Origin of the sequence: Microvirga arvi, assembly GCF_016892765.1 — a bacterium.
GTDB lineage: Bacteria > Pseudomonadota > Alphaproteobacteria > Rhizobiales > Beijerinckiaceae > Microvirga > Microvirga arvi.
Genome location: NZ_JAFEMD010000010.1, coordinates 67,209 through 94,053 on the forward strand (window position 1 = coordinate 67,209; position 26,845 = coordinate 94,053).

The 26,845-nt window shown below is 62.3% G+C and carries 24 protein-coding genes and 1 pseudogene; 14 read left to right on the forward strand and 11 right to left on the reverse strand.

What is annotated here, in order from left to right; genetic code table 11:
• The first annotated feature begins 77 nt into the window (after positions 1 to 77).
• The 8 genes from ILT44_RS08420 (at position 78) to ILT44_RS08455 (ending at position 9,140) form a co-directional block, all read left to right on the forward strand.
• Positions 78 to 2,060: an AMP-dependent synthetase/ligase gene (locus ILT44_RS08420; RefSeq protein ID WP_204239136.1), complete on the forward strand. Its 1,983-nt coding sequence runs from the start codon at positions 78 to 80 to the stop codon at positions 2,058 to 2,060.
• Positions 2,057 to 2,857 carry an ABC transporter ATP-binding protein gene (locus tag ILT44_RS08425; RefSeq protein ID WP_239468003.1) on the forward strand — a complete coding sequence of 267 codons (801 nt, stop codon included), beginning with the start codon at positions 2,057 to 2,059 and terminating at the stop codon, positions 2,855 to 2,857. Before ILT44_RS08420 ends, ILT44_RS08425 begins: the two co-directional genes overlap by 4 nt.
• A 9-nt stretch (positions 2,858 to 2,866) precedes the next feature.
• On the forward strand, positions 2,867 to 3,823 hold the full coding sequence (locus tag ILT44_RS08430) for a branched-chain amino acid ABC transporter permease (RefSeq protein WP_239468004.1): 957 nt from the start codon (positions 2,867 to 2,869) through the stop codon (positions 3,821 to 3,823).
• 13 nt (positions 3,824 to 3,836) lie between these two features.
• Positions 3,837 to 4,922 carry a branched-chain amino acid ABC transporter permease gene (locus tag ILT44_RS08435; RefSeq protein WP_307826376.1) on the forward strand — a complete coding sequence of 362 codons (1,086 nt, stop codon included), beginning with the start codon at positions 3,837 to 3,839 and terminating at the stop codon, positions 4,920 to 4,922.
• 75 nt (positions 4,923 to 4,997) lie between these two features.
• Entirely contained in the window at positions 4,998 to 6,320 is a 1,323-nt protein-coding gene (locus ILT44_RS08440; protein WP_204239138.1) for an ABC transporter substrate-binding protein, read from the forward strand.
• Between the two features lie 155 nt (positions 6,321 to 6,475).
• Complete coding sequence (locus tag ILT44_RS08445; RefSeq protein ID WP_204239139.1) at positions 6,476 to 7,312, forward strand: ABC transporter ATP-binding protein; 837 nt, start codon at positions 6,476 to 6,478, stop codon at positions 7,310 to 7,312.
• A 104-nt stretch (positions 7,313 to 7,416) separates the two neighbouring features.
• Positions 7,417 to 7,806, forward strand: coding sequence for a DUF805 domain-containing protein (locus ILT44_RS08450; RefSeq protein ID WP_204239140.1), 390 nt, complete (start codon positions 7,417 to 7,419; stop codon positions 7,804 to 7,806).
• A 101-nt stretch (positions 7,807 to 7,907) separates the two neighbouring features.
• Positions 7,908 to 9,140, forward strand: coding sequence for a phenylacetate--CoA ligase family protein (locus ILT44_RS08455; protein WP_239468017.1), 1,233 nt, complete (start codon positions 7,908 to 7,910; stop codon positions 9,138 to 9,140).
• Between the two features lie 484 nt (positions 9,141 to 9,624).
• On the opposite strand, the gene ILT44_RS08460 is transcribed toward ILT44_RS08455, so the two are convergent.
• The 3 genes from ILT44_RS08460 to ILT44_RS08470 all read right to left on the reverse strand — a co-directional run bounded on the left by ILT44_RS08460 (position 9,625) and on the right by ILT44_RS08470 (position 12,100).
• Positions 9,625 to 10,410, reverse strand: coding sequence for an outer membrane protein (locus tag ILT44_RS08460; RefSeq protein WP_204239142.1), 786 nt, complete (start codon positions 10,408 to 10,410; stop codon positions 9,625 to 9,627).
• A 322-nt stretch (positions 10,411 to 10,732) separates the two neighbouring features.
• Positions 10,733 to 11,182 carry a hypothetical protein gene (locus ILT44_RS08465; RefSeq protein ID WP_204239143.1) on the reverse strand — a complete coding sequence of 150 codons (450 nt, stop codon included), beginning with the start codon at positions 11,180 to 11,182 and terminating at the stop codon, positions 10,733 to 10,735.
• A gap of 123 nt (positions 11,183 to 11,305) precedes the next feature.
• Positions 11,306 to 12,100: a pentapeptide repeat-containing protein gene (locus tag ILT44_RS08470; RefSeq protein ID WP_204239144.1), complete on the reverse strand. Its 795-nt coding sequence runs from the start codon at positions 12,098 to 12,100 to the stop codon at positions 11,306 to 11,308.
• A 143-nt stretch (positions 12,101 to 12,243) separates the two neighbouring features.
• Here ILT44_RS08470 and ILT44_RS08475 point away from each other — a divergent pair, with 143 nt between their 5' ends.
• The 5 genes and pseudogenes from ILT44_RS08475 to ILT44_RS31870 all read left to right on the forward strand — a co-directional run bounded on the left by ILT44_RS08475 (position 12,244) and on the right by ILT44_RS31870 (position 16,269).
• On the forward strand, positions 12,244 to 12,468 hold the full coding sequence (locus ILT44_RS08475; RefSeq protein WP_204239145.1) for a hypothetical protein: 225 nt from the start codon (positions 12,244 to 12,246) through the stop codon (positions 12,466 to 12,468).
• A 144-nt stretch (positions 12,469 to 12,612) separates the two neighbouring features.
• Positions 12,613 to 13,275 (forward strand): Crp/Fnr family transcriptional regulator, encoded by a 663-nt coding sequence (locus ILT44_RS08480; protein ID WP_204239146.1) that lies wholly within the window; start codon positions 12,613 to 12,615, stop codon positions 13,273 to 13,275.
• A 147-nt stretch (positions 13,276 to 13,422) separates the two neighbouring features.
• Entirely contained in the window at positions 13,423 to 14,463 is a 1,041-nt protein-coding gene (locus tag ILT44_RS08485; protein ID WP_239468005.1) for a Fe(3+) ABC transporter substrate-binding protein, read from the forward strand.
• 327 nt (positions 14,464 to 14,790) lie between these two features.
• Positions 14,791 to 15,351 (forward strand): annotated as a pseudogene (locus ILT44_RS31865) (ABC transporter permease); the annotation flags it as partial.
• 285 nt (positions 15,352 to 15,636) lie between these two features.
• Complete coding sequence (locus tag ILT44_RS31870; protein ID WP_372441144.1) at positions 15,637 to 16,269, forward strand: ABC transporter permease; 633 nt, start codon at positions 15,637 to 15,639, stop codon at positions 16,267 to 16,269.
• 71 nt (positions 16,270 to 16,340) lie between these two features.
• Here the strand turns inward: ILT44_RS31870 and ILT44_RS08495 are convergent, their stop codons facing one another.
• From ILT44_RS08495 to ILT44_RS08505, 3 genes are all read right to left on the reverse strand, one after another.
• On the reverse strand, positions 16,341 to 17,198 hold the full coding sequence (locus ILT44_RS08495) for a GNAT family N-acetyltransferase (protein WP_204239149.1): 858 nt from the start codon (positions 17,196 to 17,198) through the stop codon (positions 16,341 to 16,343).
• 230 nt (positions 17,199 to 17,428) lie between these two features.
• Entirely contained in the window at positions 17,429 to 18,106 is a 678-nt protein-coding gene (locus ILT44_RS08500; protein WP_204239150.1) for a 3-oxoacid CoA-transferase subunit B, read from the reverse strand.
• A complete protein-coding gene (locus tag ILT44_RS08505; protein WP_204239151.1) occupies positions 18,106 to 18,843 on the reverse strand; it encodes a CoA transferase subunit A in 738 nt (245 codons plus the stop codon). Before ILT44_RS08505 ends, ILT44_RS08500 begins: the two co-directional genes overlap by 1 nt.
• A 198-nt stretch (positions 18,844 to 19,041) precedes the next feature.
• On the opposite strand from ILT44_RS08505, the gene ILT44_RS08510 reads away from it, so the two are divergent.
• Positions 19,042 to 20,853 carry an AsmA family protein gene (locus ILT44_RS08510; protein WP_204239152.1) on the forward strand — a complete coding sequence of 604 codons (1,812 nt, stop codon included), beginning with the start codon at positions 19,042 to 19,044 and terminating at the stop codon, positions 20,851 to 20,853.
• Here the strand turns inward: ILT44_RS08510 and ILT44_RS08515 are convergent.
• The 5 genes from ILT44_RS08515 to ILT44_RS08535 form a co-directional block, all read right to left on the reverse strand.
• On the reverse strand, positions 20,847 to 21,650 hold the full coding sequence (locus tag ILT44_RS08515) for an ABC transporter permease (protein ID WP_204239153.1): 804 nt from the start codon (positions 21,648 to 21,650) through the stop codon (positions 20,847 to 20,849). The two genes, ILT44_RS08510 and ILT44_RS08515, sit on opposite strands and share 7 nt — an antisense overlap.
• Complete coding sequence (locus ILT44_RS08520) at positions 21,647 to 22,552, reverse strand: ABC transporter permease subunit (RefSeq protein WP_204239154.1); 906 nt, start codon at positions 22,550 to 22,552, stop codon at positions 21,647 to 21,649. Before ILT44_RS08520 ends, ILT44_RS08515 begins: the two co-directional genes overlap by 4 nt.
• 2 nt (positions 22,553 to 22,554) lie before the next feature.
• A complete protein-coding gene (locus ILT44_RS08525) occupies positions 22,555 to 23,724 on the reverse strand; it encodes an ABC transporter ATP-binding protein (protein WP_239468006.1) in 1,170 nt (389 codons plus the stop codon).
• A gap of 212 nt (positions 23,725 to 23,936) precedes the next feature.
• Positions 23,937 to 25,532, reverse strand: a complete 1,596-nt coding sequence (locus ILT44_RS08530; RefSeq protein ID WP_204239155.1) for a DHA2 family efflux MFS transporter permease subunit — start codon at positions 25,530 to 25,532, stop codon at positions 23,937 to 23,939.
• A gap of 6 nt (positions 25,533 to 25,538) precedes the next feature.
• Positions 25,539 to 26,729: an HlyD family secretion protein gene (locus ILT44_RS08535; protein ID WP_204239156.1), complete on the reverse strand. Its 1,191-nt coding sequence runs from the start codon at positions 26,727 to 26,729 to the stop codon at positions 25,539 to 25,541.
• Positions 26,730 to 26,845: the final 116 nt, after the last annotated feature.

Genomic DNA, 26,845 nt, shown 5'->3' on the forward strand with positions numbered 1-26,845 from the left:
CGGCACGGCCACGCATCAACAGGGAACGAAGCGATACCGCGCCGAAAGACGTGCGGGGGCCAGGGAGGTTGACGTCTTTGACGACGGCATCAGACGCGCGCGCAGATACGTTTCCGAAGCTCCTGGTACGCAATGCGCGCGTACGCCCGAACCGCACCGCGTTTCGGCACAAGGATCTCGGAATCTGGCAATCCTGGACATGGAGCGAGGCGCACGAGATCGTGCGCGCCTATGCCAGCGGCCTGCAATCGCTCGGCCTGAAGCGTGGCGGCAAGATCGCCATCATCGGCTACAACCGGCCCTATCTCTATTGGACCATTGCCGCAGCCCAATGGCTCGGTGCGGTCCCGATCCCGGTCTATGCGGATTCGGTGGCGGAAGAGATGGCTTACGTGCTCGCCCACGCGGAGGTCACCCATGCCGCCGTGCAGGACCAGGAGCAGGTCGATAAGCTCCTTTCCGTCTCGGACCAGCTGCCGCAGTTGGAGCATGTGCTCTATGACGAGCAGAAGGGCCTGAGGGATTACGACCACAGCCGTCTGCACGCGATCCAGTCCGTCGTGGAGGAAGGCCGCGTGCGCCTCGCCGATGCTCAGGAGGCGGAAAACATTGAGCGCTCCCTGCAGGACGGCAAGGGCTCGGAGCTCGCCATCATTCTCTACACCTCCGGCACGACGGGCCGCCCCAAGGGCGTGATGCTCACGTCCGATGCCGTGATCGCGGCGGCGGAGATCGGCTGCGATTTCGACAAGCTCAACGAGACCGACGAGATCATGGCCTATCTGCCGATCGCCTGGGTCGGCGACCACATCTTCTCCTATGCCCAGGCCTTCCTGGCGGGCCTCTGCGTCAACTGTCCCGAGAGCCCGGAAACGGTGGCCGACGACCGACGCGAGATCGGCGCGACATACGTCTTCGCCCCGCCGCGCATCTTCGAGAGCATGCTGACGCTCACCATGGTGCGCATCGAGGATGCGAGTGCGCTCAAGCGGCGCATGTTCCATTACTTCATCCAGCACGCGAACAAGGTCGGCGAGAAGATCCTGAACAGGGAGCCAGGAATCGGCGCATGGGACCGCTTCCTCTGGAAGCTCGGGAACGTGCTCGTCTATGCGCCGCTTCGCAACCGCTTCGGCATGACGCGCGTGAAGGTGGGCTATACGGCAGGCGAGGCGATCGGGCCCGAGATCTTCCGATTCTACCGCTCGATCGGCGTGAACCTGAAGCAGCTCTACGGACAGACGGAGGCCTCCGTCTACATCACCATGCAGCCGGACGGTGAAATCCGCGCCGACACCGTGGGCCGTCCTGCCCCTCAGGTGGAAATCCGCATTGCCGACAATGGCGAGGTGCTCTACCGCTCCCCCGGCATCTTCGTGGGCTATTACAAGGACGAGGAGAAGACGGCGGAGACGAAGACACCCGACGGCTTCGTGCATTCGGGCGATGCCGGTTTCTTCGACTCCAACGGCCATCTCAAGATCATCGACCGCGCCAAAGACGTGGGCAAGATGCGGGACGGCTCGCTCTTCCCGCCGAAATACGTCGAGAACAAGCTGAAATTCTATCCCAACATCAAGGAAGCGGTCTGTTTCGGCGACGGGCGCGATCATGTGGCCGCCTTCATCAACATCGACCTCGTGGCGGTGAGCAACTGGGCCGAGCGGAACGGCGTCACTTATGCCTCCTACCAGGAGCTCGCCGGTCATCCCCGCGTCTATGACATGATCGAGAAGCATGTGGACGAGGTGAACCGTTCGCTGGCCTCCGAGCCGCGCATGGGCGGCGCGCAGATCAGGCGCTTCCTCATCCTGCACAAGGAACTCGATGCGGACGACGGCGAACTCACCCGCACGCAGAAAGTACGCCGCGGCTTCATCGCCGAACGCTACGCCCCCCTCATCCAGGCGCTCTACGACGGTTCGACGGAGGCCGACATCTCGACGGAGGTCACCTTCGAGGACGGACGCAAGGGCGTGATTTCCGCACGGGTCAAGATCCGTGACATGAAGCTCTATCCGGCCTCGCACACCACGTCTCTTCCGGAGGCCGCAGAATGAGAGCGCCCGACCATCCCGTCATGAGCAAAGGCGACGTGCTGCTTGCGGTGGAAAACGTGTCGCTGCGCTTCGGCGGCGTGAAGGCGCTCACCGATGTGTCCTTCGACATTCGGAAGAGCGAGATCCGCGCCATCATCGGCCCCAACGGCGCCGGCAAGACCTCGATGCTCAACTGCATCAACGGCTTCTACTATCCGACCGAGGGACGCATCACCTTCAAGGGCGTGAAGCGCCCGAAGATGCGCCCTTACGTGGCAGCGCGCGGAGGCATCGCCCGCACCTTCCAGAACGTGGCTCTCTTCAAGAGCATGTCGACGCTGGACAACATCATGGCCGGGCGCTCGATCAAGATGCGCTCGAACTTCTTCTGGCAGCTCTTCCGGCACGGCCCGGCCATGAAGGAAGAGATCGAGCATCGCAGGTTCGTGGAGGAGATCATCGACTTTCTCGAGATCCAGCACATCCGCAAGACCCCTGTGGGCCGCCTTCCCTACGGCCTGCAGAAGCGGGTCGAACTCGGGCGCGCGCTCGCCATGGAGCCGGAGCTCCTGCTCCTCGACGAGCCCATGGCCGGCATGAACCTCGAGGAGAAGGAGGACATGTCGCGTTTCATTCTCGAGGTGAACCAGCAATACGGCACCACCATCGCTCTCATCGAGCATGACATGGGCGTGGTGATGGACCTCTCCGACCGGGTCGTGGTGCTGGAATACGGGCGCAAGATCGCCGACGGTACGCCGGCCGAGGTCAAGGGAGACCAGCGCGTGATCGATGCCTATCTCGGCGTGGCGCATTGAGGGCGGGCGATGGACATTCTCTATAAGATCTTCATCGAGCCCTTCGTCTTCATGGGCGAGGCGCCGGATCTGCTGATCCAGACCCTCTGGGAAGGCCTCGTCTCCGGCGTTCTCTATGCGCTGATCGCACTGGGCTTCGTGCTCATCTTCAAGGCCTCGGGCGTGTTCAACTTCGCCCAAGGCATCATGGTCGTGTTCGCGGCCCTGACCCTGGTCGGGCTCTACGAGAAGGGCGTGCCGGCCTTCCTGGCGCTGATCCTGGCAGCTCTCGCGATGCTTGTGCTCGCCGTGGTGGTGGAGCGGGTGGTGCTGCGGCCCCTCGTCAACCAGCCCGACATCATCCTGTTCATGGCGACCTTCGGGCTCACCTATTTCCTCATCGGCTTCGGCGAGCTCATCTTCGGCGGCAATCCGAAGGAGATGATCACGAGCGCGCTCCTCCTACCGCAGGGCACGACCGAGTTGGACATGCTGGGCGGGATGGTGCGCTTCCAGCACCTCGACATTGCAGCCGCCGTCATTGCATCCATCATGATCGGCCTGCTGGCGGTGTTTTTCTCCAAGACCCGCATCGGGCGCGCGCTTCGTGCAGTGGCGGACAGCCACAAGGCTGCGCTCTCCGTCGGCATCTCGCTCAACCAGATCTGGGTGATCGTGTGGTTTGCCGCCGGCATCGTGGCGCTGGTGGCGGGCATCATGTGGGGCGCCCGCTCGGGCGTGTCGTTCTCGCTCCAGATCATCGCCCTGAAGGCGCTGCCCGTCCTCATCCTTGGCGGCTTCACCTCCATTCCCGGCGCCATTATCGGCGGCCTCATCATCGGCGTGGGCGAGAAGATCGGCGAGTTCTACTGGGGCCCGCTGGTGGGCGGCGGCGTCGAGACCTGGCTCGCCTACGTGATCGCCCTGCTTTTCCTGCTCTACAGGCCGCAGGGTCTGTTCGGCGAAAAGATCATCGAACGGATTTAAGGGGGATTTGTCAGTGCTCTACCGCGAGGCCGGCCAGTTCAAGACCAACTACGCCGCGGACAGTGCGATCTTTCCCCTGCGCCAGGACAGGCTCGGGCTCGGGGTCATCATCCTCGCCGCCTATGCCCTCGCCTTCATCGGCAACAGCTTCCTGCTGCAGGCGGTGATGATTCCGTTCCTGGTTTTCTCGCTCGCTTCCATCGGGCTCAACATCCTCACTGGCTATACCGGTCTCCTCTCTCTCGGCACCGGCGCCTTCATGGGCGTGGGCGCCTATGCCTGCTACAAGCTGATGACGGCGTTCCCGGGTGTGAACGTCATCATCTGGATCTTCGCCTCAGGCTTCTTCTCCGCGGCCATCGGCGCCCTTTTCGGGCTGCCCTCCTTGCGCATCAAAGGCTTCTATCTGGCCGTTGCGACGCTCGCGGCGCAGTTCTTCCTGCAATGGTGCTTCATCCGCATCCCGTGGCTCGTGAACTACAACGTCTCGGGTGCCCTCGATGCGCCGCTGCGCACCCTGTTCGGCACGCCGATCATGGGGCCGAACGCCACGCCGCAGACGCGTTATCTTGTGGTGCTGACCATCGTCATCCTGCTCACCTGGCTCGCCTCCAACCTCGTCCACGGACGTATCGGGCGCATGTGGATCGCGATCCGCGACATGGACCTGGCGGCCGAGCTCATGGGCATCCGCCCGCTCCAGACGAAGCTGCTCGCCTTTGCGGTCTCGTCCTATTATTGCGGCGTCGCCGGCGCGCTCCTCGTCTTCCTCTGGTATGGCGGCGCGGAATATGATGTCTTCAACATCAACCAGTCCTTCTTCATCCTCTTCATGGTGATCATCGGAGGCCTGGGCAGCCTGATCGGCTCATTCTTCGGCGCCGCCCTCATCTTCATCCTGCCGATCGTCCTCGGCATCGTGCTGCCGGCAATGCTTTCACCCTTCGGCATTTCGGTGGGCGCAGACGTGATCGAGCACCTGCGCTTCATGATCGTGGGTGCGCTCATCATCTTTTTCCTGATCGTCGAACCGCACGGCCTCGCGCGGCTCTGGCAGATCGGCAAGCAGAAGCTCCTGGTCTGGCCGTTCCCCTACTGACGGCGGACCACAAGGAGACGAAAAAACGGAACAAGAATTCGACCATCGGTCGATACAACGGGAGGAAACGCAAAGATGTCGTTTCGCAAATTAGGTCTTGGATTAGCCGCCGCGACAATGCTCGCGGGCATGGCCCTGCCTGCCTTCGCGCAGGATTCGGTCTATGTTCCCCTCTTCACCTACCGTACGGGCCCCTTCGCGGGCTCCGGCACCCCGATCGCCGACGGCATGCACGATTACCTGCGCATGCTGAACGAACGCGATGGCGGCATCGGCGGCGTGAAGCTCGTTCTCGAGGAATGCGAGACCGGCTACGACACCAAGAAGGGCGTCGAATGCTACGAGTCCGTGAAGGGCAAGAATCCGGTCGTGGTCAATCCGTGGTCGACCGGCATAACCCTGCCGCTCATCCCGCGCGCCTCGGTGGACAAGATCCCGATCCTGTCCATGGCCTACGGCCTCTCGGCCTCAGCCCGCGGCGACATCTTCCCGTGGGTGTTCAACCCACCGGCCACCTACTGGGACGGCCTGTCGATGATCGTCAAGTACATCGGCGAGAAGGAAGGCGGAATCGACAAGCTGAAAGGCAAGAAGATCGGCTTCCTGCATCTCGACGCCAGCTTCGGCAAGGAGCCGATCCCGCTGCTCCAGGAACTGTCGAAGGAGCTCGGCTTCGAGGTCGCGCTCTATCCGGTGGCTGCCCAGGACATGCAGAACCAGTCCTCGCAGTGGCTCAGCGCCCGCCGCGACCGTCCCGACTACATGATCATGTGGGGCTGGGGCTCCATGAACGGTGCAGCCGTGAAGGAGGCTGTGCGCTCGGGCTATCCCATGGATAAGTTCTACTCGGTCTGGTGGCCGGGGGAGGATGACGCCCGCTCCGGCGGCGCCGGCGCAAAAGGCTTCAAGATGCTCAACTGGCATGCTGTGGGAACGAACTTCCCGGCGATCCAGGACATCCAGAAGCACGTGGTCGACAAGGGCCTGTCGAAGGCTCCGAAGGACAAGGTCGGCGAGCTGCTCTACAACCGCGGCATCTACAACTCGCTGCTGATCGCGGAAGGAATTGCCCAGGCCCAGAAGCTCTCGGGCAAGAAGGCCGTGACCGGCGAGGACGTGCGCCGCGGCATGGAGAACATCAAGCTCGATCCCGCGCGCCTGAAGGAACTCGGGCTCGAAGGCTTCACCGATCAGCTGGCCCTCTCCTGTGCCGATCACAACGGTCACCGCGCCGCCTTCATGCAGGAATGGGACGGCACGAAATGGGTGAAGATCTCCAACCCCATCGAGCCGATGACCGACCGCGTGAAAGGTCAGCTCGATGCCGCCGCGAAGGACTATGCCGAGAAGAACGCCGGCTGGCCCAAGCGGACCGAGGCTTGCGACAAGGCAAGCTAGTTCAAGCGCGCCTTACCCTCTCCCCTATGCGGGAGAGGGTGGCGAACGGAGTGAGCCGGGAGAGGGGCAGCAGATGTGAGCACAGCCCCTCTCCCACCCTGCTTCGCAGGGCACCCTCTCCCGCTGAAGGGGAGAGGGAAAGGAGAGAAGCGCACATGAGCAGCGCCATTCAGATGCAGCCGCAATCGGCGGACACCGTCCTCACGGTCAACAACATCGAGGTCGTCTACGACCACGTGATCCTCGTGCTGAAAGGCGTCTCGCTCACCGTGCCCAGGGGCGGCATCGTGGCGCTCCTCGGTGCGAACGGCGCCGGCAAGACGACGACCCTGAAGGCCATCTCCAATCTGCTGCATGCGGAGCGCGGCGAGGTGACGAAGGGCTCGATCGAGTTCAACGGGGAGAGGGTGCACAAACTCTCCCCCAACGAACTCGTGCGCCGCGGCTGCATCCAGGTGCTGGAGGGCCGCCACTGCTTTGGCCATCTCACCATCGAAGAGAACCTGTTGACAGGCGCCTTCACGCGCAAAGACGGCAATGCCGCCATCCGTCGCGACCTGGAGGCCATCTACGAGTACTTTCCGCGTCTCAAGCAGCGCCGCACGTCGATGGCGGGCTACACCTCCGGCGGAGAGCAGCAGATGTGCGCCGTCGGTCGGGCCATGATGTCCAAGCCTTCCATGATTCTGCTGGACGAGCCTTCGATGGGCCTCGCGCCGCAGATCGTGGAGGAGATCTTTGAGATCGTGCGCAAGCTCAACGCGACGGAAGGGGTCTCCTTCCTGCTGGCGGAGCAGAACACCAACATGGCGCTCAAATACGCGACCTATGGCTATATTCTCGAGACGGGTCGCGTGGTGATGGACGGGCCGGCGCAGATGCTGCGCGAGAATGAGGACGTGAAGGAATTCTACCTCGGCGTATCGGAAGGAGACCGTAGGTCGTTCCGCGCGGTGAAGAGCTACAAACGCCGCAAGCGCTGGCTGGCGTGATGCTCAATGTGCCGAACCGCACTTGACGCAACGTCATATCTTTTCTTACGGTCTACATCGTGAGCGATGCAGTGCTCACGTCATACGTATCAGGGGGCAATTCAATGGACTTTGCACAAGCCGTCAAAACCTGTCTCAACAAATATGCCACTTTCTCGGGGCGCGCGCAGCGCTCGGAGTACTGGTACTTCTTTCTGTTCATGATCGTCGTGAACATCGTCGCGAGCGTTCTGGACTCCATCATCTTCGGCGATATGCCGCTTCTCTACCTGATCGCCACGCTGGCGCTGATCGTTCCAAGCATCGCCGCTGGTGCGCGCCGCCTGCACGACACGGACAAATCGGGCTGGTGGCTGCTGCTCGGCCTCATTCCGTTTGTCGGAGCCATCGTCCTGATCGTGTTCTTCTGCCAGCGGGGAACCGTTGGCCCGAACCAGTTCGGAGGGGATCCCCTGCAAGTATCGCTTTCGAACCCGCATATGGCCCGCGCCTGACCCAGCCATTCGCGAGGCGATGGCACGCCATACCGGACACACCGTCGATCATTCGACGGTGTGTCTACGAAAACCAACTCATTTGAACGAGGGACATGCTTTTGGCAGATCACTACGATGCTCTCGAAGCTCGCGCTCCCATTGAGCGCGAAAGCGCGCTTTTCGCAGGGTTGCCGGAGGTTTTGAGACAGGCAGCGCGATCTCCAGCCTATGCGGAGCGCCTGCAGGGCATGGATCTCGCCAGCATCACCAGCCGCGAGGCGCTGGCCAGTCTGCCCGTTCTGCGCAAGGCCGAGTTGCCCGCCCTGCAGAAGAGCGCCCTCCCCTTCGGCGGCCTCGTAGCCGATGCGCCAGGATCGTTCGGACGCCTCTTCACGTCGCCAGGACCGATCTTCGAGCCGGAATCCGCTGTCGCTAATCCTTGGCGTTCCGCGCGCGGTCTGTTCGCCGCCGGCTTTCGAGGTGGCGACGTGGTGCTCAACACGTTCAGCTATCATCTCACCCCCGGCGGCTTCATCATGGATTCAGGGGCGCGCGCGCTCGGCTGCGCGGTCATTCCGGCAGGCCCGGGCAACACGGAGCAGCAGTTCGAGTTGATCGAAGCCTATCGTCCGGTGGCCTATTGCGGCACGCCGGACTTTCTCAAGATCCTGCTGGATGGGGCAGCCGCATCAGGGCGGGACGTCTCCTCGATCAGGCGAGCTCTCGTGTCCGGCGCGGCCTTTCCGAAATCCCTGCAGGAGGAATTCTCTGCCCGGGGTATCGAGGCCTATCAGGCTTATGCCACGGCGGATCTCGGCTTCATCGCCTACGAGACCGCCGCCCGCGACGGGCTTGTTGTCAATGAGGACATCATCGTCGAGATCGTTCGGCCCGGGACCGGCGATCCCGTGCCCGATGGTGAGGTCGGTGAGATCGTCGTGACCACCCTCGATCGACACCATCCCTTCATCCGCCTGGCTCTCGGCGACCTCACGGCCGCGATGGCGGGGGTCAGCCGGTGCGGACGCACCAACATGCGGATCAAGGGCTGGATGGGCCGGGCCGATCAGGCCACCAAGGTCAAGGGAATGTTCGTACGGCCCGAGCAGGTGGCGGAGATCGGCCGCCGCCATCCGGAACTGGGGCGTCTTCGCCTCATCGTCACCCGAGAGGGGGAAATCGACGTGATGACCTTGGCTGCGGAATCGAGCGCACCAAGTGATGACCTGGCCGCAGCTGTGGGTGCAACGCTTCAGAGCGCCACAAAGCTTAAGGGGGCGGTGAGATTTGCCTCTCCCGGCAGCCTACCGAATGACGGAAAGGTCATTGCGGATGAACGGAAATACGACTGATCTGCTGTCCTTTCATTCCGACAATCCGGCTTTGCACGGATGCACAAACAGCCAAGCTCATAAGGCTTGAACCCATGACTCACAGTTCATAATCTCAAGCTTATCAGTGATTCGAAAATCAGGAAAAGACGAGCGTTTCCAAAAAGAAAGAGCACCCGGAAGGGTGCTCTAAGGTGTCCGGCCGTAGGGGCAAAAGTGACCGGAGATGCCTATTAACGTCGGTTCCTGCAGGTGGTTCCAAAAAAATCTAAAATTTTTTTATGGTCAAGCCAGTGCCTCAATGAGGTCACGTTTTCACAGTCTAGAACTGGGCTTCCCGTGGGGGCAACTACGGGCCGGGGCCGCGACCAAGATCCGATCAAGGACGGTCGCGGCCAATTTCCTTTTCCACCCTTATCTGTGACTTCGCCCTTTTGAAGCCCTGAAGGGTTTGAAAGGGGTCCGAAGCTTTCCGGACCCCTGCCGGCACAAGGCCGACTGGCTCTTAGTAAGTGCCGAACTTGAAGTTCAGCTTGGCGCGCGCGACGAAGAACTCGTTGTCGTCATCCCGCCCGATCGGCGCGACCACCGGAACGGCAGCCCCTCCCCCATCAGGCGTGAAGGTGCCGACAACGCCATCGAAGTCATCGTCATCATTATCGAAGCTGAGCCACAATCCTTCGAGGCCGAAGGTGACGGCCGAGGAGCCGAACCAGTTCACTGGCAGCGCCCATTCGACGCCACCACCCGCCACCCAGCCGGTGCTGTTGTCCGAGTAGGCCAGACCGCCTGTGGCGTAGATCAGGACGCGGTCGAAGGCCACGCCGGCGCGGGCACGAACGGTGCCGAACCAATCCGACAGGTTGTTGTCGAACGTGCCGGGCACGAAAAGGCCGCCGCCGCCGGCCGGAACGAACCTGACGGCCTCGCCCTCGTCGGTGTCCGCCCACTGGATGTCGGTCTCGAGACCGATCACGAAGGAGCCGATCTGGTAGTTGTAGCCGATCTGGGCGCCGCCGGTGAACCCGCCGTCGCCGCTGTCCGGGAAGATCAGCGTGCCAGGAACCACGCCAGGAGCGGGCGCCAGGACGACCGACTCTTCATCATCGCTGCGCCAGCCCCAGCCGGCATTCACACCGGCATAGAAGCCGGTCCAGGTGAAGATCGGAGCAGCCGCGATGATCGGTGCCGGAGGTGCTGCGCGAACCGGAAGGTCCGCCGCGGAAGCAGCGGCGCAAGCAAGCGTCAAGCCGGCAACCCCTGTCAGGAAGCCAAATACGCGTTTTCTCATAACCGTAACCCCTTGCTGTGAGGACTCACGGGAGAAACATTCATACCTTACGTTGAGGAAATCTATTGCAAACCGGCAACACTCTTAAATTCTTCAAGTATTCAAGAGGCGAAAAAGTAGTACTCCCTCTGATAAAAGAATATTGTCCAATGTTAATGAAAATAAGTCCTTTAACGTATTATTAAAAATCGAATTGACACTACTTGCTCTGCATGTCCTAATATGCCTGTTTTCGGCTTGACAACCGAAGGCGAGGAGATCACTCAACCCTGCCCATTGGGCGGGGTTTTTTCTTGATGCAGCTACCCCTGTCCGGCACCGCTCAAAGGTCCCCCAGGAGGAGCTGTGCCTGAGGGCTCGGCTTCGGACCTGGGCTCTTTCTGCTGGAAGATGAGCCGGGCCTGTTCTCCGGCGCTTCCCGTCGCTTGGAGCCGCTCTGGCTACGCATCCTCGCCTTGGCCTTATCCCGCGCGACGGCCTCCGGCGCGTCCGGTTTGGCATCCAGCCATTTGCCGCGCTTGATCACCTCGTTCACCCTGCCTTGATTGACGCTCAGCTCGAACGCTATCTCCTGCTGGGTCATCTCGGTCGTTGCGTGGAGTTCCAGGATGCGCCGGGCCAGTTCAGGTGTCATCTTTCGACCGGCGATGCGTCTGGCGGGTGTAACCGAGCGCTTGGTGCGGTCCCGCTCGCGAAGCCTCTGCAGGATGGCGAGAGCCATATGCATTCCCTGCTCGCGCAGGGCGTCCTCGAATTCCTTGAGCGTGGTCAAAGCGAACGCACTCCTCCAGAGAAGACAATCCCTACGGTATGAGGAGCCGCGGTCTTTTCACCCCAGCACCTCCAACGAACCAACGGCTACGCTCCAGCTAAGTTTCAGCCAAAGCCGGGCGGCTCAGTCCTCTTCCTCCTTGCAAGGCCAGGATTTCGGCTGAGCGAGACCCGGTGGCAGCTTGGTCTGAGCGGTGCCGCAGGCAATGTCGACCTGAGCCTGTGTCAGGCCGGTAGCCTTACTCAGATCCGAGCCGCCGATCTGGGTGAGGAAGAGATATGTTCCTGTGAAATTCACACCCTGAAGATCCAACCCGTCCAGCCGCGCCCGTGAGAGGTTGGAGTAGCTGAAATCCGCCCCGGAGATCTTCGAGCTTTGGAACAGCACCCTCGCGAGCTCCGCCTTGGTCAGGCTGGCTCTCGTCAGGTCGGCCCCACTGAAGTCTGATCGGTTCAGCTCGGCCTTCGTGAAGTTCGCTCCGGCCGCCTTGACCTGGGCGAAGTTCGAGCGGCTCATATCCGCAGAGACAAACGCGGCACCATTGAGATTGGCCTGGCCGAAATTGGCTCGCCAGCCGAGGGCCTTGGTAAAATCGGCCCGCGACAGGTCGGCTCCCTCGAAGCGGGTGCGGCTCACTTCGGTTTCGCTCAGGTTGGCTCCTGCCATCTTTGACGAAGCGAAGTCGCTCAAGGTCAGCAGAGAGCGCTGAAAGATGGTACCGGTCAGATCCTCGCCCGTGAGGACAAGGCGAGCTTTGGAGCATCCCGACCAATCGACACCGGGACCGGGCGCATCCTGACACTTGGCCGCCGCAGCTCCTGCACCCATGACCAGGACGATCAGGCTCTCCGTAAGCCGGCGGACGGCCTTCGCCCCGAGCGACGGCACCCGCACCTGCAAGCGTTGACAATCCTCCATGGCCTCCTCTTACGGCTATGATCATGAAATAGGCTTCGCTCCCCTAAGGAGGAGGCCTGGCGAGCAACTTTCCTGGATTTGCGCGAGACTCGACTTCCCCTTCCTATGGTCTAGCTTCTGCAGCGATTCTTGTGGAGCAAGACATGCGCATCATCGTAACCGTTCCTGCCATTCTGCTTGCCGGTCTTGTCCTGAGCGGCTGCGTTGCATCCACGGCACCGGTCGGCGTGCTGCCGCGCGATCCCGTGCCGCCTCCTCCATCCGTCTCCGGGGAAGCGCCACGGCGCGCAGGCAGCGAGGGTGCAGGCACCATGGGCCAGCGCCGTGGCCTGAGCGTTCCAAGTCAGGCTACCCCTCGGCGCCCTTGATGCCACCAGCTGCCGCAGCCTCTAGATCCAACGGCGGAGCCTCTCCTTGAGAGCTTGCGCCACTGCGCCAATGCGTAGCTGGCGCAGATTCCTATTCCGATGGTATATGCCGGAACGGTACATAAGAATCCGGGATAAATGTCCATGACGTGGGTTGAAGCCATCGGCTGGTTTGGGGCAGCCCTTGCCATCGCAGGCAGCGCGATGAAGACCATCATTCCGCTGCGCTGCATCGGGATCGGGGCCAATCTCTGCTCCCTGACCGTTTCCGCATTCCTGGGTAATATTCCAGGCGTCGTGGCCAATCTGATCCTGCTGCCCATCAACAGCGTGCGCCTCTATCAGATGCTGGGCCTGATCAAGCGTGTGAAGAACGCCTCCAAGAGCGACTTGTCCATGGAATGGCTCAAGCCGTTCATGACCCGCCGCAAGACGAAGACCGGCGAATTGCTTTTCGCCAAGGGCGATATCGCGGACTGCATGTTCTTCACGATTTCCGGACGCTATCGTCTGAAGGAGATCAATATTGAACTCCTGCAGGGACAGGTGGTCGGCGAAATGGGCTTCATGTCGCCGAGCAACACCCGTACCCAGACGCTTGAATGCCTGGAAGAAGGCGAGGTGCTGAGCATATCCTATGACGAGGTGCGTCAACTCTACTTCCAGAACCCGCAATTTGGCTTCTATTTCCTGCGTCTGACCAGCGAGCGCCTGTTCCAGAACATGGAGAGAATGGAGGAGGAGATTGTCCGCCTCCGCGAGGCCCTTCCGCAGATCGAGACCGTTCAGAAAGCGGCTTCAGCTTAGAAGAATTACAAGGAATGCTCAGTTTAGAATTCCTATAAGTTATTGATTTTAATCTGCTTTTTGGTTGACCGCAAAGTGTGTTTGTGGTTCTTGCAGCATCAAAGGGATACGGCACCATGCCGCCCGAAACCGATTCTGAAGGAACTCATGATGGCGAACATCTCGTTTGCACGCGGTCTGCTCTGCGGGGCCGCTGCTCTTGGCGCTCTGGCAGGTTCGACCCTCTCCGCCTCGGCGGAGGAAGTGCTGAACATCTACACCACCCGCGAAGCCGGCCTGATCAAGCCCGTCTTGGATGAGTTCACCAAAGAGACCGGCATCAAGGTCAATACGATCTTCATTGCCAACGGCCTCGAGGAGCGCATCCGCACCGAGGGTCAGAACAGCCCGGCGGACGTGATCATCACGGTCGATATCGGCCGCTTGCAGGCGGCCAAGGATTACGGCGTCACGCAACCGGTGAAGTCCGAAGCGCTCGAGAAGGTCATACCGACGGCCTATCGCGATCCGGAAGGCCATTGGTTCGGCATCGCCCTTCGCGGGCGCGTCGTCTATGCCTCGAAGGAGCGCGTGAAGCAGGACAAGATCTCTTACGAGGAGCTCGCCGATCCCAAGTGGAAGGGCAAGGTCTGCATCCGCTCCGGCCAGCACCTCTACAACATCAGCCTGATCGCCGCGATGATCGCCCACAAGGGTGAGGCGAAGGCCGAGGAATGGCTCAAGGGCGTGAAGGCGAACCTAGCGAAGAAGCCTTCGGGCGGCGACCGCGAGCAGGCCAAGGACATCCTGGCCGGCGTCTGCGACATCGGTGTGGGCAACACCTACTACGTCTCGCTCATGCTCAACGGCAGCGACGCCGAGCAGAAGAAGTGGGGCGAAGCCATCAACGTGATCCTCCCCACCTTCGAGGGCGGCGGAACCCACGTGAACGTCTCCGGCCTGGCGCTGGCGAAGAACGCGCCGAACAAGGCCAACGCCGTGAAGTTCATGGAGTACATGGTCTCCGATGAGTCTCAACGCATCCACGCCGACCTCAATTCCGAATATCCGATCAAGGCCGGCATCAAGATTCACCCGACCATCGCCTCCTTCGGCGAGCTCAAGGCCGATAATGTGCCGGTCGCCGAGATCGCGAAGCTCCGCAAGAAAGCCAGCGAGTTGGTCGACAAGGTCGGCTTTGATCAATAAGACTGGAGGCGGCTCTTCCAGCCGCCCTCACCTTTTCCAGAGAGGCGCTGCCGGCAACGGCGGCGCCATTCCCATTTTGCCGTGACAGCACAAATCCAGACCGCATTCCGCTCCTCGCCGCAACGGAAGGCGAAGCGCATTCCCTGGTGGCTCTCCGCTGCCGTGGCCGTGACCGGTCTGCTCGTGCTCCTGCCTGTCGGCGCCCTCATCGGCATCGCCGCCGAGGGAGATGCGGAAATCTGGCCGCATCTCATCGCCAATGTGCTGCCAGCCAGCACGATCGACACGCTCGCCCTGCTCATCGGCGTCGCCGTCGTCGCAGGCTCCATGGGCATCACCACGGCTTGGCTCGTCACCGCACATCGCTTTCCCGGCCGCGGCATCCTGGTATGGCTCCTGCCGCTGCCGCTCGCTGTGCCGACCTACATCACCGCTTATATCTACGTGGAAGTCTTCGACTCCGCAGGCCTCCTTCAGATCGCCTTGCGCGATTTCATGGGCTGGAAGTCGCGGGCGGAGTACTGGTTTCCCGAGATCAGGTCGCTGCCCGGCTGCATCCTCGTGATGTCCGTGGTGCTCTATCCCTACATCTACATCGTGGCACGGGCGATGTTCCTGACGCAGAGCGCCAGCATGCTGGAGGTGGCGCGGACCTTGGGCGCGAGCCGCATCAAGCTCTTCCGCATCATCGCGCTTCCCCTCGCCCGCCCTGCACTGGCGGTGGGCCTTGCGCTGGCCTTGCTGGAAGCTCTCAACGATATCGGCGCGAGCGAATATCTCGGCGTCCGCACCCTCACCGTTTCGGTCTACAACACGTGGCTCAACCGCGGCAGCCTTGCGGGAGCGGCGCAGATTGCCTGCGTCATGCTGGCCTTCGTGGTGGGCCTAATCCTGATCGAGCGTTACGGTCGGCGCGACAGGCGCTATGCGCTCTCGCCGAAGCGCCACCGGACCGTGCATCCGGTGCCTCTCGCCGGCATGCGCGCCTGGGTGGCGACGCTGCTCTGCGCGTTGCCCGTCCTCATGGGCTTCATCCTGCCGACGGTTTTCCTGCTGCGCGAAACCCTGCGACGCGGCCTTCTGAACCAGCTCGACAGGGATTTCCTCGCCCATTTCATGACGACCATTGGATTGTCGGTGGCTGCGACGACCGCGGTGCTGGTCATTGCCATCATGCTGGTCTCAGCCGCCCGCCTGTCCAAGAATTCCCTGACCAGGGGGGCTCTCTTCTTGGCAGGCCTCGGTTATGCGCTCCCCGGCACGGTGCTGGCGCTGGGGCTCATGACGCCGTTGGTCGGCTTCGACAACCTGATCGGCACGGTCTGGCGCCACCTGACCGGCGAGCGCCTCGGCCTCCTCCTCATGGGTGCTGCGGGCGGCATCATCATCGCGTACGTGATCCGTTTCCTGTCGATTGCGACGGGCTCGCTGTCGGCCGGTCTGGACCGCGTCTCGCCAAGCCTGGAGGATGCTGCACGCACGCTTGGAACCTCGCGGCGGGAGATGGTGTGGAGGATCCAGATCCCCCTCATGCGCCCGGCGCTTGCGAGCGCCGCCCTGCTGATCTTCGTCGATTGCATCAAGGAACTGCCGGCAACTCTGCTGCTGCGGCCGCTCAACACCGAAACCCTCTCAACCCTCGTCTACACCTATGCGTCCAGGGGGCGTTTCGAGGAAGGATCGCTCGGCGCCCTCGTCATCGTGCTGGTCGGCTTGGTGCCCGTCATCCAGCTGGTGCGCAGCGCGGAGGCTCGCCCGACGGTTGCGGAAGGCCCGAGTTCACCATCAGGTTCCACAGGCTCTTGAGTCCGACGATGGCTGCGGGCTGATGATGCTCGTCTCCTCCTTATTGTAATGGGCGTCAGGGACCAACGCCGTCATCCCAATTCGAAGGTTGAAATCCCGTAGGTTCGGGGCAGAGGCAAGTCTGGCGTCTCTCCACGATACATCCTCGCGGTCTCAAAGACCGGCGACAGGCCGTAACGCACGGCCAGCTGGACGGCCGTCTCATTGGGCGCAGGCAGGTCCAGGAAGATCGGAGCGCCTCTGGCCTGAGATGCAAGCGCTCGAAACAGCAGATCAGCCTCGTTCTCGCCATCGGCGAAGAGCGGCCCGATCTTATAACCATAGCGGCAGGCTCGTACGACCCCATAGCCCTTGATCGTCCCGTCTTTTACAAAAGCCATCGCAGTGCGTTTGTCCGGCTTGAGCCAGCAACGCAAAAAGGTCTCGCGCGGCGCGGCAAAGAACGGCCGGTCATAGGCCAGAACGGCCTCCGTGATCTCTGGAGTCATCCTCCGCAGGCAATCGTTCCGAGGGGTTTCGATCCGAGGGGCTCCGCTATAGCGAACGTTGCGGTGGGCCAGGACGAAGCCTGATCGCGCATAGTTCTCCTGCTGGGCCACGACGCCGTCCAGACCCACCGTGCAGCCCTCGAGATAAGCCATACCGGTCTGCCAGAGATGGTATCCGAATCCTTGCCCGCGATAATCCGGCCGGACAATGTAGAAGCCGAGGAAGCCAAACGCGCTGGAGTACCGAACAACCGAGATGGAGGCGATTGGCTCGTGACCCAGAGTGCCCATGAGAAAGCCTGTGGGGTCGGCGGCGTGGAAGCACTCAGCGTCATTGAGGCCAGGGTTCCAGCCCTCGGCCGCAGCCCAGTTGATCGCTTCTTCGAGATTTTCACGATCCATGACACGGATCGTCATGGCGTCTAGGTCTGCTCGTGCCATTCAGCCTCGCCATGCATTTTATCGCGAGCGGAACCACCGCATGACTTCATCGACAGCATAGAGTGACCCTGATGCCAGGCAAGCGCGCCGCGGGTTGTGCGATCCCGGAGTCGAGCACCCGATCTTCATCGCAGACTGGGAATTGTCGATCCGCGCAAAAGCAAACAGACCCCGGGAAACCCCGGGGCCTGTGCGAGGAGCGCTGATGCCACGCTCGCCATTGTCTTTCCTCAGGCCGCGTTGGACTGGCTACCGAGCGCTACTTTGAACTCGGCCTGAGTCTTCGCCTTGATCTCGTCCACCGTCACCCCCTCAGCCAGCTCGATCAGGGTCATGCCGGAGCCGCCCTTCTTGTCGATGGAGAACACGCCGAGATCGGTGATCACCAGGTCGACCACGCCGGCCCCGGTCAGCGGCAGGGAGCATTCCTTCAGAAGCTTCGGATCTTCTGAGCCGTCCTTGGCTTTGGCCACGTGCTCCATGACCACGACCACGCGCTTGACGCCGGCCACAAGGTCCATGGCGCCGCCCATGCCCTTGACCATCTTGCCGGGGATCATCCAGTTGGCGAGATCGCCGTTCTCGGCGACCTGCATGGCTCCCAGGATCGAAAGATCAATATGGCCGCCGCGGATCATGCCGAAGGAATCGGAGCTCGAGAAATAGCTCGTGGTCGGCAGCTCGGTGATCGTCTGCTTGCCGGCATTGATCAGGTCCGCATCCTCCTCGCCCTCGAAGGGGAACGGCCCCATGCCGAGCATGCCGTTCTCCGACTGGAGCTGCACGCGCATGCCCTTGGGGATGAAGTTGGACACCAGCGTCGGGATGCCGATGCCGAGATTCACGTAGAAGCCGTCGCGCAGCTCCTTGGCCGCGCGGGCGGCCATCTGTTCACGGGTCCAGGCCATCAGACTTCCTCCCCTGCTCCCGCCGGCACAGCCTCCTCGGCGCGCTTGCGGGTCGTGCGTTGCTCGATGTGTTTGACCGGGTTCGGCACATGCACCATGCGCTTCACGAAGATGCCTGGCGTATGGATGCAGTCCGGGTCGATCTCGCCGGCCGGCACCAGATGCTCGACCTCGGCGATGGTCAGCCGCGAGGCGGTCGCCATCATCGGATTGAAGTTGCGGGCAGTCTTCCGGTAGACGAGGTTGCCTTCCGTGTCGCCCTTCCAGGCATGGACGATGGAGATGTCGGCAAACAGCCCCGTCTCCATGACATATTTCTCGCCGTTGAACTCGCGAACCTCCTTGCCTTCGGCAATGAGGGTGCCGACGCCGGTCTTGGTGTAGAAGGCCGGGATCCCGGCGCCGCCGGCGCGGATGCGCTCGGCCAGCGTGCCCTGCGGGTTGAACTCGAGCTCCAGCTCGCCGGAGAGGTACTGCTGGGCGAAGAGCTTGTTCTCGCCCACATAGGACGAAATCATCTTGCGGATCTGGCGGGTTTCCAGAAGGCGGCCGAGGCCGACCCCGTCGACACCCGCATTGTTCGAGATGAAGGTCAGATCCTTCGCCCCCGAATCACGAATCGCCTCGATCAGCGTCTCCGGAATGCCGCAGAGACCGAAGCCCCCAGCCATGATGGTCATGCCATCCTTGACCAGGCCAGCCAGCGCCGAGCGCGCGTCGCTGTAAACCTTATCCATCAAATCCTCTCCTTGTGGGCAGATTTCCGCCCGTTCGAAGTGTCGCGGTTCGAATGGCGGCCACCCTGCAACTTGGCCTCAATTTAGACAATCCCTTCGTATGGATATATGGAAACGATTCAACGGTTCGCCCTGTCCTGAGGACATCTCCTCTTCACCGCTTGCGGGACGGGGCTCAAGGTTTACAACATTCATTCCATGTCCCGCCGCATCTTCTTCCTCATTGCGCTGATCTCGCTTGCCGTCCTCGGGACGGCGGCGTCCCCCTGGACATTGCCCGGGGGTGGCCTGTCGGCGGAGCTGAAGGACCATGTCAAGACCCGATATGGCCTGGACCTGACGGTCAGGGGACGGAGCACCTTCGCCGTGCTTCCCATCCCCCGGGTCAAGTTCGAGAACGTGACGCTTCAGTTTCCTGACGGGGCACTGAAGGCCGAGGGCGGCACCCTTCGGGGCGAGTTGCGCCTCCTGCCCCTCCTCTTCGGACGGATCGAGCTTTCCGACTTCGACTTGGCGGAAACCCGCATCATCGGCTCGGTACAGAAGCTCCAGGCCGTCAACTGGGCCGAGATCTTCAAGGAGCGTTCGACCGAAACCCACGCCCGCCGGCTCGTGGTGTCCAAGTCCTCGGTGCGCTGGACCGATCTGAAGGAGGCCAACCTGGATCGGCTCAATGCCGTCATGCGCTGGGCCGATGCATCCGAACCTCTGGCTGCGACCGGCTCGGCGATCTGGCGGGATGAACCGATATCCCTCGATCAGGTCTCGATCTTCCCTGACCTGCTCGCATCCAACAAGATCAGCCCGTTCTCCATCACCCTCACCTCCCCCAGCGCGCGCCTCTCTGCCGAGGGCGAGGCTCAGCTTGGCGATACCCCCCGCCTGACGGGCGAGAGCACCATCGAGGCGAGTTCGGTGCGCGACTTCACCCGCTGGAGCGGGGTCGATCTCCCGTTCGGGTCGCTGCTGCAGGCTTTCTCGATCAGCGGCGACTTCTCCATGGACCGCCGCCGCCTGTCCTGGCCCGCCGTGTCGATCGCCATGGGATCCGACAAGCTGGAGGGGACTTTGGGCGTTCGCTTCGATACGGAGCGGCCTGTCATCACCGGCACGCTTGCGGCCGATACGCTCAACCTGGCGGACCTGTTCGCCCCCTTTTCCCAGACCCGCACCGATTCAGGCTCCTGGAGCGAGGAGACGATCGACCTGACCCGGGCGACCGGTACCGATCTCGACCTTCGCCTCTCGGCGACAACCGCCAGTCTCGGGCGCCTGAGCTTGGATGACATGGCAGCCAGCGTGCTCGTGCAGCCCGGCCGAATCGAAGCTTCCATCGGGCGGGCGGCCTTCTTTGATGGCACCCTGAAAGGACGCCTGTCCCTGGCGGCGCAGAACGGTCAGGTGGACTTCAAGAGCCAGGGAACCTTCTCAAAGGTGAAGATCTCACCCTTCCTGGCCGCACTCGGCGAGCCGCGCTGGATCACGGGCCGGGCTCAAGGACAGTTCAGCTTCGACGGAAAAGGCAGGAATCCGGCAGACGTCATCCGTCAGGCTCAAGGCCGTTCCTCGATCGAACTGTCGGAGGGAGAGGTGGTTGGGATCAACCTTCAGGATGCCCTGCGCCGGGTGGACAAGCGGCCTCTCCTCGCCTCGCTCAACTGGAAGGGCGGACGCACGCCTTTCGAGAGAGCCGATGCCCAGATCGTGGTGCAGAACGGCGTCGGTGAGGTCGTCGAGGGCAAGCTCAGCGGGCCTGCGGTCCAAGCCCGCCTTCACGGACAAGTTCTCCTGGTCGACCGGACCCTTCAGATGATAGCGGGAATCTCGTCAGCCGAAGCGCCGGCCGGGCAATTGCCGGCTCTCGCGTTCGACGTCACGGGCGACTGGGACAATGTGGCGGTCACCCCGCAGGTCCGCTCCCTCATCGAGCGCTCCGGCGCGGCCAAGCCCCTCTTCCCGCAGGACCGTGTTCCCGCCAACGAGCAGGGGCCCCAGGCCATCGCTCAGTGAGCATTGCGGCGCGAGTTCAAGGTCGAGCGCTTGCTGAGCAGGGTGGCTGAGATCACGCCGAGCGTCACGATGCCGATCAGGATCGCCGAGGCCGCATTGACCTCGGGCGAGAGCCCAAGGCGCACCTGGCTGTAGATCTTGATCGGCAGGGTTGTCGCACCCGGACCTGCGTTGAAGCTCGCGACTACCAGATCGTCCATCGACAGCGTGAAGGCGAGCAGGAAGCCCGCCACGATGGAGGGCGCGATCAGAGGCAGCGTCACCGAGAAGAACGTGCGCAGGGGTGGTGCGCCGAGATCCATGGCCGCCTCCTCCAGCGACCGATCGAAGGTCATGAGTCGTGCCTGCACCACGACGGTCACGAAGCACATGGTGAGCGTGGTATGCGCGAGCGTGATGGTCCAGAAGCCGCGATCGAAATCGACCGCCACGAAGAACAGCAGCAGCGACAGGCCGGTAATGACCTCCGGCATGACCATGGGTGCATAGACCATGCCGGTGAACAATGTTCGACCGGGGAAGCGTCCATAACGCGTCAGCGCGAGCGCCGCGAGCGTGCCGAGAACGGTGGCCAGCGTCGCGGACAGAAGCGCGATGCGCAGCGTCACCCAGGCAGCCTCCATGAGGGACTGATTACGGAAGAGCGCCCCATACCATTGCGTGGAGAAACCGCCCCACACCGTGACGAGCCGCGAGGCATTGAAGGAATAGATCACCAGCAGCAGGATCGGCAGGTACAGGAAGGCAAAGCCGATCACGAGCGAGGTGACGTTGAAGAGGCTCAGGCGCCGGTTCATGGCCGCGCCTCCACGCGCCGGGCCTCCACATCGCGGTAGATCACGATGGGCATGACAAGGATGATGAGCAGCAGGATGGCGACCGCGGAGGCCAGCGGCCAGTCGCGGTTGGAGAAGAATTCGCTCCAGAGCTGCCGGCCGATCATTAGGGTCTCCGAGCCGCCGAGCAGGTCGGGGATCACGAACTCGCCCACGGCCGGGATGAAGCACAGAAGCGAGCCGGCAACGATGCCCGGCATGGCGAGCGGCACGGTGATCGTCCAGAACGAGCGCCACGGCGTGGAGCCGAGATCGAGCGCTGCCTCGAGGAGCGTATCGTCCATCTTCTCCAGTGTCGCGTAGAGCGGCAGCACCATGAACGGGAGATAGGCATAGACAATGCCGATATAGACGGCAATTTCCGTGTTCAGGATGTCGAGCGGCTCCGAGATCAGCCCGATTCCCATGAGCGCCTGGGTGAGCAGCCCTTCAGGCTTGAGGATGGCGATCCAGGCGTAGATGCGGATGAGGAAGCTCGTCCAGAACGGCAGGATGACGAGAGCGACCAGCAGCGAGCGGTAGCGCTCCGGCGCACGCGCCATGCCATAGGCGATGGGAAAGCCCGCGAGCAGCAGCAGCAATGTCGAGACGGCAGCGATGCGCACTGACGAGAGCGTCGCACGGAAATAGAGATCGTCCTCGGTCAGGAGTGCAAAGTTCTCAAAATCGAGCGCACTGAGGAAGCCCGCGATGTCGCTCCACTCGAAGACCGGCTTGTAGGGCGGCTGGGCCACCGCCGGGTCCGAGAGGCTGATCTTAAGAACGATCAGGAACGGCACGAGGAAGAGCACGCCGAGCCAGAGATAAGGCACGGCGGGCACGAGACCCGAGGTCAGGCGTCGTATGAGGGAGCGCTCGATCATGGCTATTCCGCCAGGATCACTGCCGCATCCGGCGCGAAGGTGACATAGACCTGCTCGTCCCAGTCGATGGGGTTGTCTACGAAGCGCGAGGCATTGGCGCGGGTGACACGCAGGATCTCGCCGGTGACGAGTTTCACGCGGTAGACCGTCCAGTCCCCGAGATAGCCGATATCCCAGACCTCGCCGGTGAGCACGTTGATGGCGCCAGGGCCCGGCGGGTCACGTTGGATCACCATTTTCTCGGGACGGATGGCAATCGCCACGGGTTGGCCGGAATGCAGCACCTCATCCGGATCGTCGATGGTGAGCGGCGCTTGAGCCGATGGCGTCTTCACCCGCCAGAGGCCGTTTTCCTGGCCCTGAACGTGGCTCTCCAGGATGTTTACGTCGCCGACGAACTCGGCGATGAAGCGGGTCTTGGGCTGCTCGTAGATCTCGCCGGGAGTGGCGACTTGGACGATCCGGCCATTGTCCATGACCGCAATCCGGTCGGCCATGGTCATGGCCTCCTCCTGGTCGTGAGTGACGACAACGAAGGTCATGTTGAGGTCGTGCTGAATGTCCATCAACTCGAACTGGGTTTCCTCGCGCAGTTTCTTGTCGAGGGCGCCGAGAGGTTCGTCGAGGAGGAGAACCTTGGGCTTCCTGGCAAGAGCCCGGGCCAGAGCGACGCGCTGACGCTGGCCGCCGGAGAGCTGGCTCGGATAACGCCTGGCGAGCTTCTCGAGCTGGACGAGGCGAAGCATTTCGCCCACCCGGTCTGCAATCTGGCCCTTGGGCATTCCGTCCTGCTTGAGCCCGAAGGCGATGTTCTTCTCGACACTCATATGCGGGAAGAGCGCATAAGACTGGAACATCATGTTCACGGGCCGGCGATAGGGCGGCACGCCTGCGAGATCCTGCCCCGCCAGCGTGATCGTGCCCCCGGTCGGTGTCTCGAAGCCGGCCAGCATCCGCATCAGAGTGGTCTTGCCGCAGCCGGAGGGACCCAGCAGGCAGAAGAACTCGCCTTCGAAGATGTTGAGGGAGAGATGATCGACCGCGACAGACTCGCCGAAACGTTTCGTGACGTTCTCGAAGCGAATGAGCGGCTTGGCATCAGGACTGGCCCAAGGGGCAAAAGAGCGGCGCACGGCGCCGACGGAAGCGGATTGACGGGCTGGAGGAGGCAAGATTCTTGAACTTCACCTGTCTGAGAAAAAACCAGCGCGCAAACTAGGATGTTTGGACAGCAAGAACAACAGCTTAAAAGCCCTGGTCCCTCAACCTTTGCGCAGGGCGCCACGAACCAGAGGAATGGCTGCGTCGCTCGATCGCGGAGGCTGAAAACCGCCAGCCAAGAAAAAAGCCCGACCTAAAGCCGGGCTGAAGTTTGGAGGTTAAGTCAATGGCCGCCGGCGCCAGCGGGAGCCGCACGCGGTTTCTTGATGAAGGGCAAGGCGAGGACCAGCCCCAGAAACAGCACGGTCAGTAGCAGGAACACGTCGGCAAAGGACATGACCAGCGCCTCGCGATGGACCATGTTGGACATGGTCTTGAGGGCGGCAGAGCCGGCATCCGTCCCGAGGGACTGGAACTTCAGGGTCATGGCGTTCAGTGTCTCGACCGCCGTCGACCGGCCCCAGTTCAGGCTCTCACGCAACCGCTGGACGTGCAGGTCCAGACGGTCGTTCAGAGTCGTGTTGATGATCGCCAGGCCCACGGCACCACCCAGATTACGGGTGAGATTGTAGAGACCCGACGCGTTCTTGATGCGCTCCGGCGGCAGGGTGCCGAGTGCGATGTTGTTGATCGGCACCATGCAGATCATCAGGCCGACCCCGCGGAAGATCTGCGGCACGAAGAGCTCCCAGAAATCCCAATCCTTGGTCAGGCTGCTCATCATCCATGTGCCGAACGCGAAGGCCGCAAAGCCGATGCCCATCATGACACGCGGGTCCATCCTGCGGGACAGGACGCCCGCCACCGGCGCCATCAGGAACATGGTCGCGCCCGACACGAACATGGTCTCGCCGATCTGCAGGGACGAATAGCCCCGCACACTGCCGAGATAGACAGGGTAGAGATAGGTCAGTCCGTAGAGGCCGATGCCCATGACGAAGCTGAAGGACGAGCCTGCGAGGAAGTTGCGGTCGGCAAAAGCGCGCAGATCCACGATCGGCTGCTTTGCGGTGAACGCCCGGTAGAAGAAGCCCAGGCAGCCGACGACGCAGACGATGGTGAGGATCAGCACCGCCTCGTCCTGGAACCAGTCGTTCAAAGGCCCCTCTTCCAGCACATATTCAAGGCTGCCGAGGAAGGCCGCCATGAAGCCGAGGCCCGCCCAATCGAAGGACTTGAAGAGGCTGAAATCCGGTTCGTCGAAATCGACCAGGAGGTAAGTGGAGATTGTGACGAAGATGCCGGGCACGATATTCACGAGGAACAGCCAGTGCCAGGAGAACAGGTCGGTGAGATAGCCACCCAGCGTCGGGCCGATCGTTGGCGCGAGCGTTGCCACGAGGCCGATGATCGGCGAGATCACGGGCCGCTTCTCCGGCGGGAAGATCGTAAAGGCCGAGGCAAAAACCGTGGGAATCATGCCGCCGCCGATGAAGCCCTGCAGCGCGCGGTAGACGATCATCTGCTCGATGTTCGTTGCCGTCGCGCACATGAAGCTCATGAACGTGAAGCCGCCCGAGGCGATCACGAACATCCACCGGGTGGAGAGCACGCGCGAGAGCGTGCCCGAGAGCGGGATCATGATCACTTCCGCGATCAGATAGCTGGTCTGCACCCAGGAGATCTCCTCCGACGAAGCGGAGAGGCCGGCCTGAATCTCGGCAAGCGATGCGGAGACGATCTGGATGTCCAGGATCGCCATGAACATGCCGAAGACCATGCAGAAGAACGCAAAGGTCCGGCGCCTGCTCACGGGCGCAGGCTTCGCGACAGGCATGGCGCCGTGCGGCTTGTTCGGGATGGCAGCGGAGGCAGCCATGGTTCCTTACTCTTTGAGGCTTGCCGTCTTCTCAGTCTCGGCCGAAGTGCGCGTATCCACATCGACGACAACCGACAGGCCCGGGCGCAGCAATCCTTGCTGAGCGACCTCGGGGTTCACGGAGACACGCACGGGCACGCGCTGAACGATCTTGGTAAAATTGCCGGTGGCGTTTTCCGGCGGCAGCAGGCTGAACACCGCGCCGGAGGCCGGCGAGACGCTTTCAACCGTGCCGACGATGTCGGCGTCCGGGAAGGCATCGACCTCGATACGCACCTTCTGCCCGACTTTGAGGGAGGCGAGCTGCGTCTCCTTGAAGTTGGCATCCACATGCACGCTCGTCAGAGGAACCAGCGCTGCGAGGCGCGCGCCCGGCTGCACATAAGTGCCGACCTCCACCGCCTTGTTGCCGATGACGCCATCGGCCGGCGCGCGAATTTCCGTGAAGGAGAGATCGCGCTGCGCCTTCTCGACAGAGGTCTGCAACTCGGCGGCAAGGCGCTCGCCCTCGTTCCGCTGGGCAGCAAGAACCTCCACATTCGCCTGAGCGGCGGCCAGTGCGGCCTGGGCGCTCCTCACATTGGCATCGGCGCGGTCACGGGCGGCCTTGGCATTCTCGAGGGCGGCCCGGCTGGTGTAGTCGGAACGGGCGAGCTGCTGCTGGCGGGCATAGTCGCTCTCGGCGCGCTCGGCCTCCGCCTGAGCAGCGGCGATCTGCGCCTGGGCCTGGGCCACGGAGGCACGGCTCGCCTCGATCTGGCGACCGATGCGCGTGATCGCACTCTGCTGGGTTGCGAGCTTGTCCCTGGCCGACTGCAGGGCAAAGCGATAATCACCGTCATCAATCTTGGCGATCAGGTCACCGGCCTTGATGCTCTGATTGTTGGTAACGGCAACGGATTGCACATAACCGGAGACCTTGGCCGACAGGATCGTGATGTCGGCCTGCACATAGGCATCCTCGGTCGAGATCATGAAGCGGCCGTTGGTCCACCATTCATGCCCCTCATAACCTCCGAAGGCGAGCGCGGCCGCAAGCACGGCCAGGATTGCGGGCTTCTTGCCGAAACCCTTCTTAGGCGGACGGACGGCCTCGGGGGTCTTCTGCTCCAGCTGAGGCGCAGGCGCGGACTGCCCTTCCCTGGCGGTCTCAAGGTCGCTCTTCGCGCCCTGCTCGAACTCTTCACGGTAAGCCATCTGAACCTCTGCAAAGCGAACACAAAGCCCGTAGGACCAAAAGGTTCGAGCTTGTCGTTACAGCCTTGATCTTCCTCGATTGCCTGCCATATATGAGTTGACCGAACCGTTCGGTC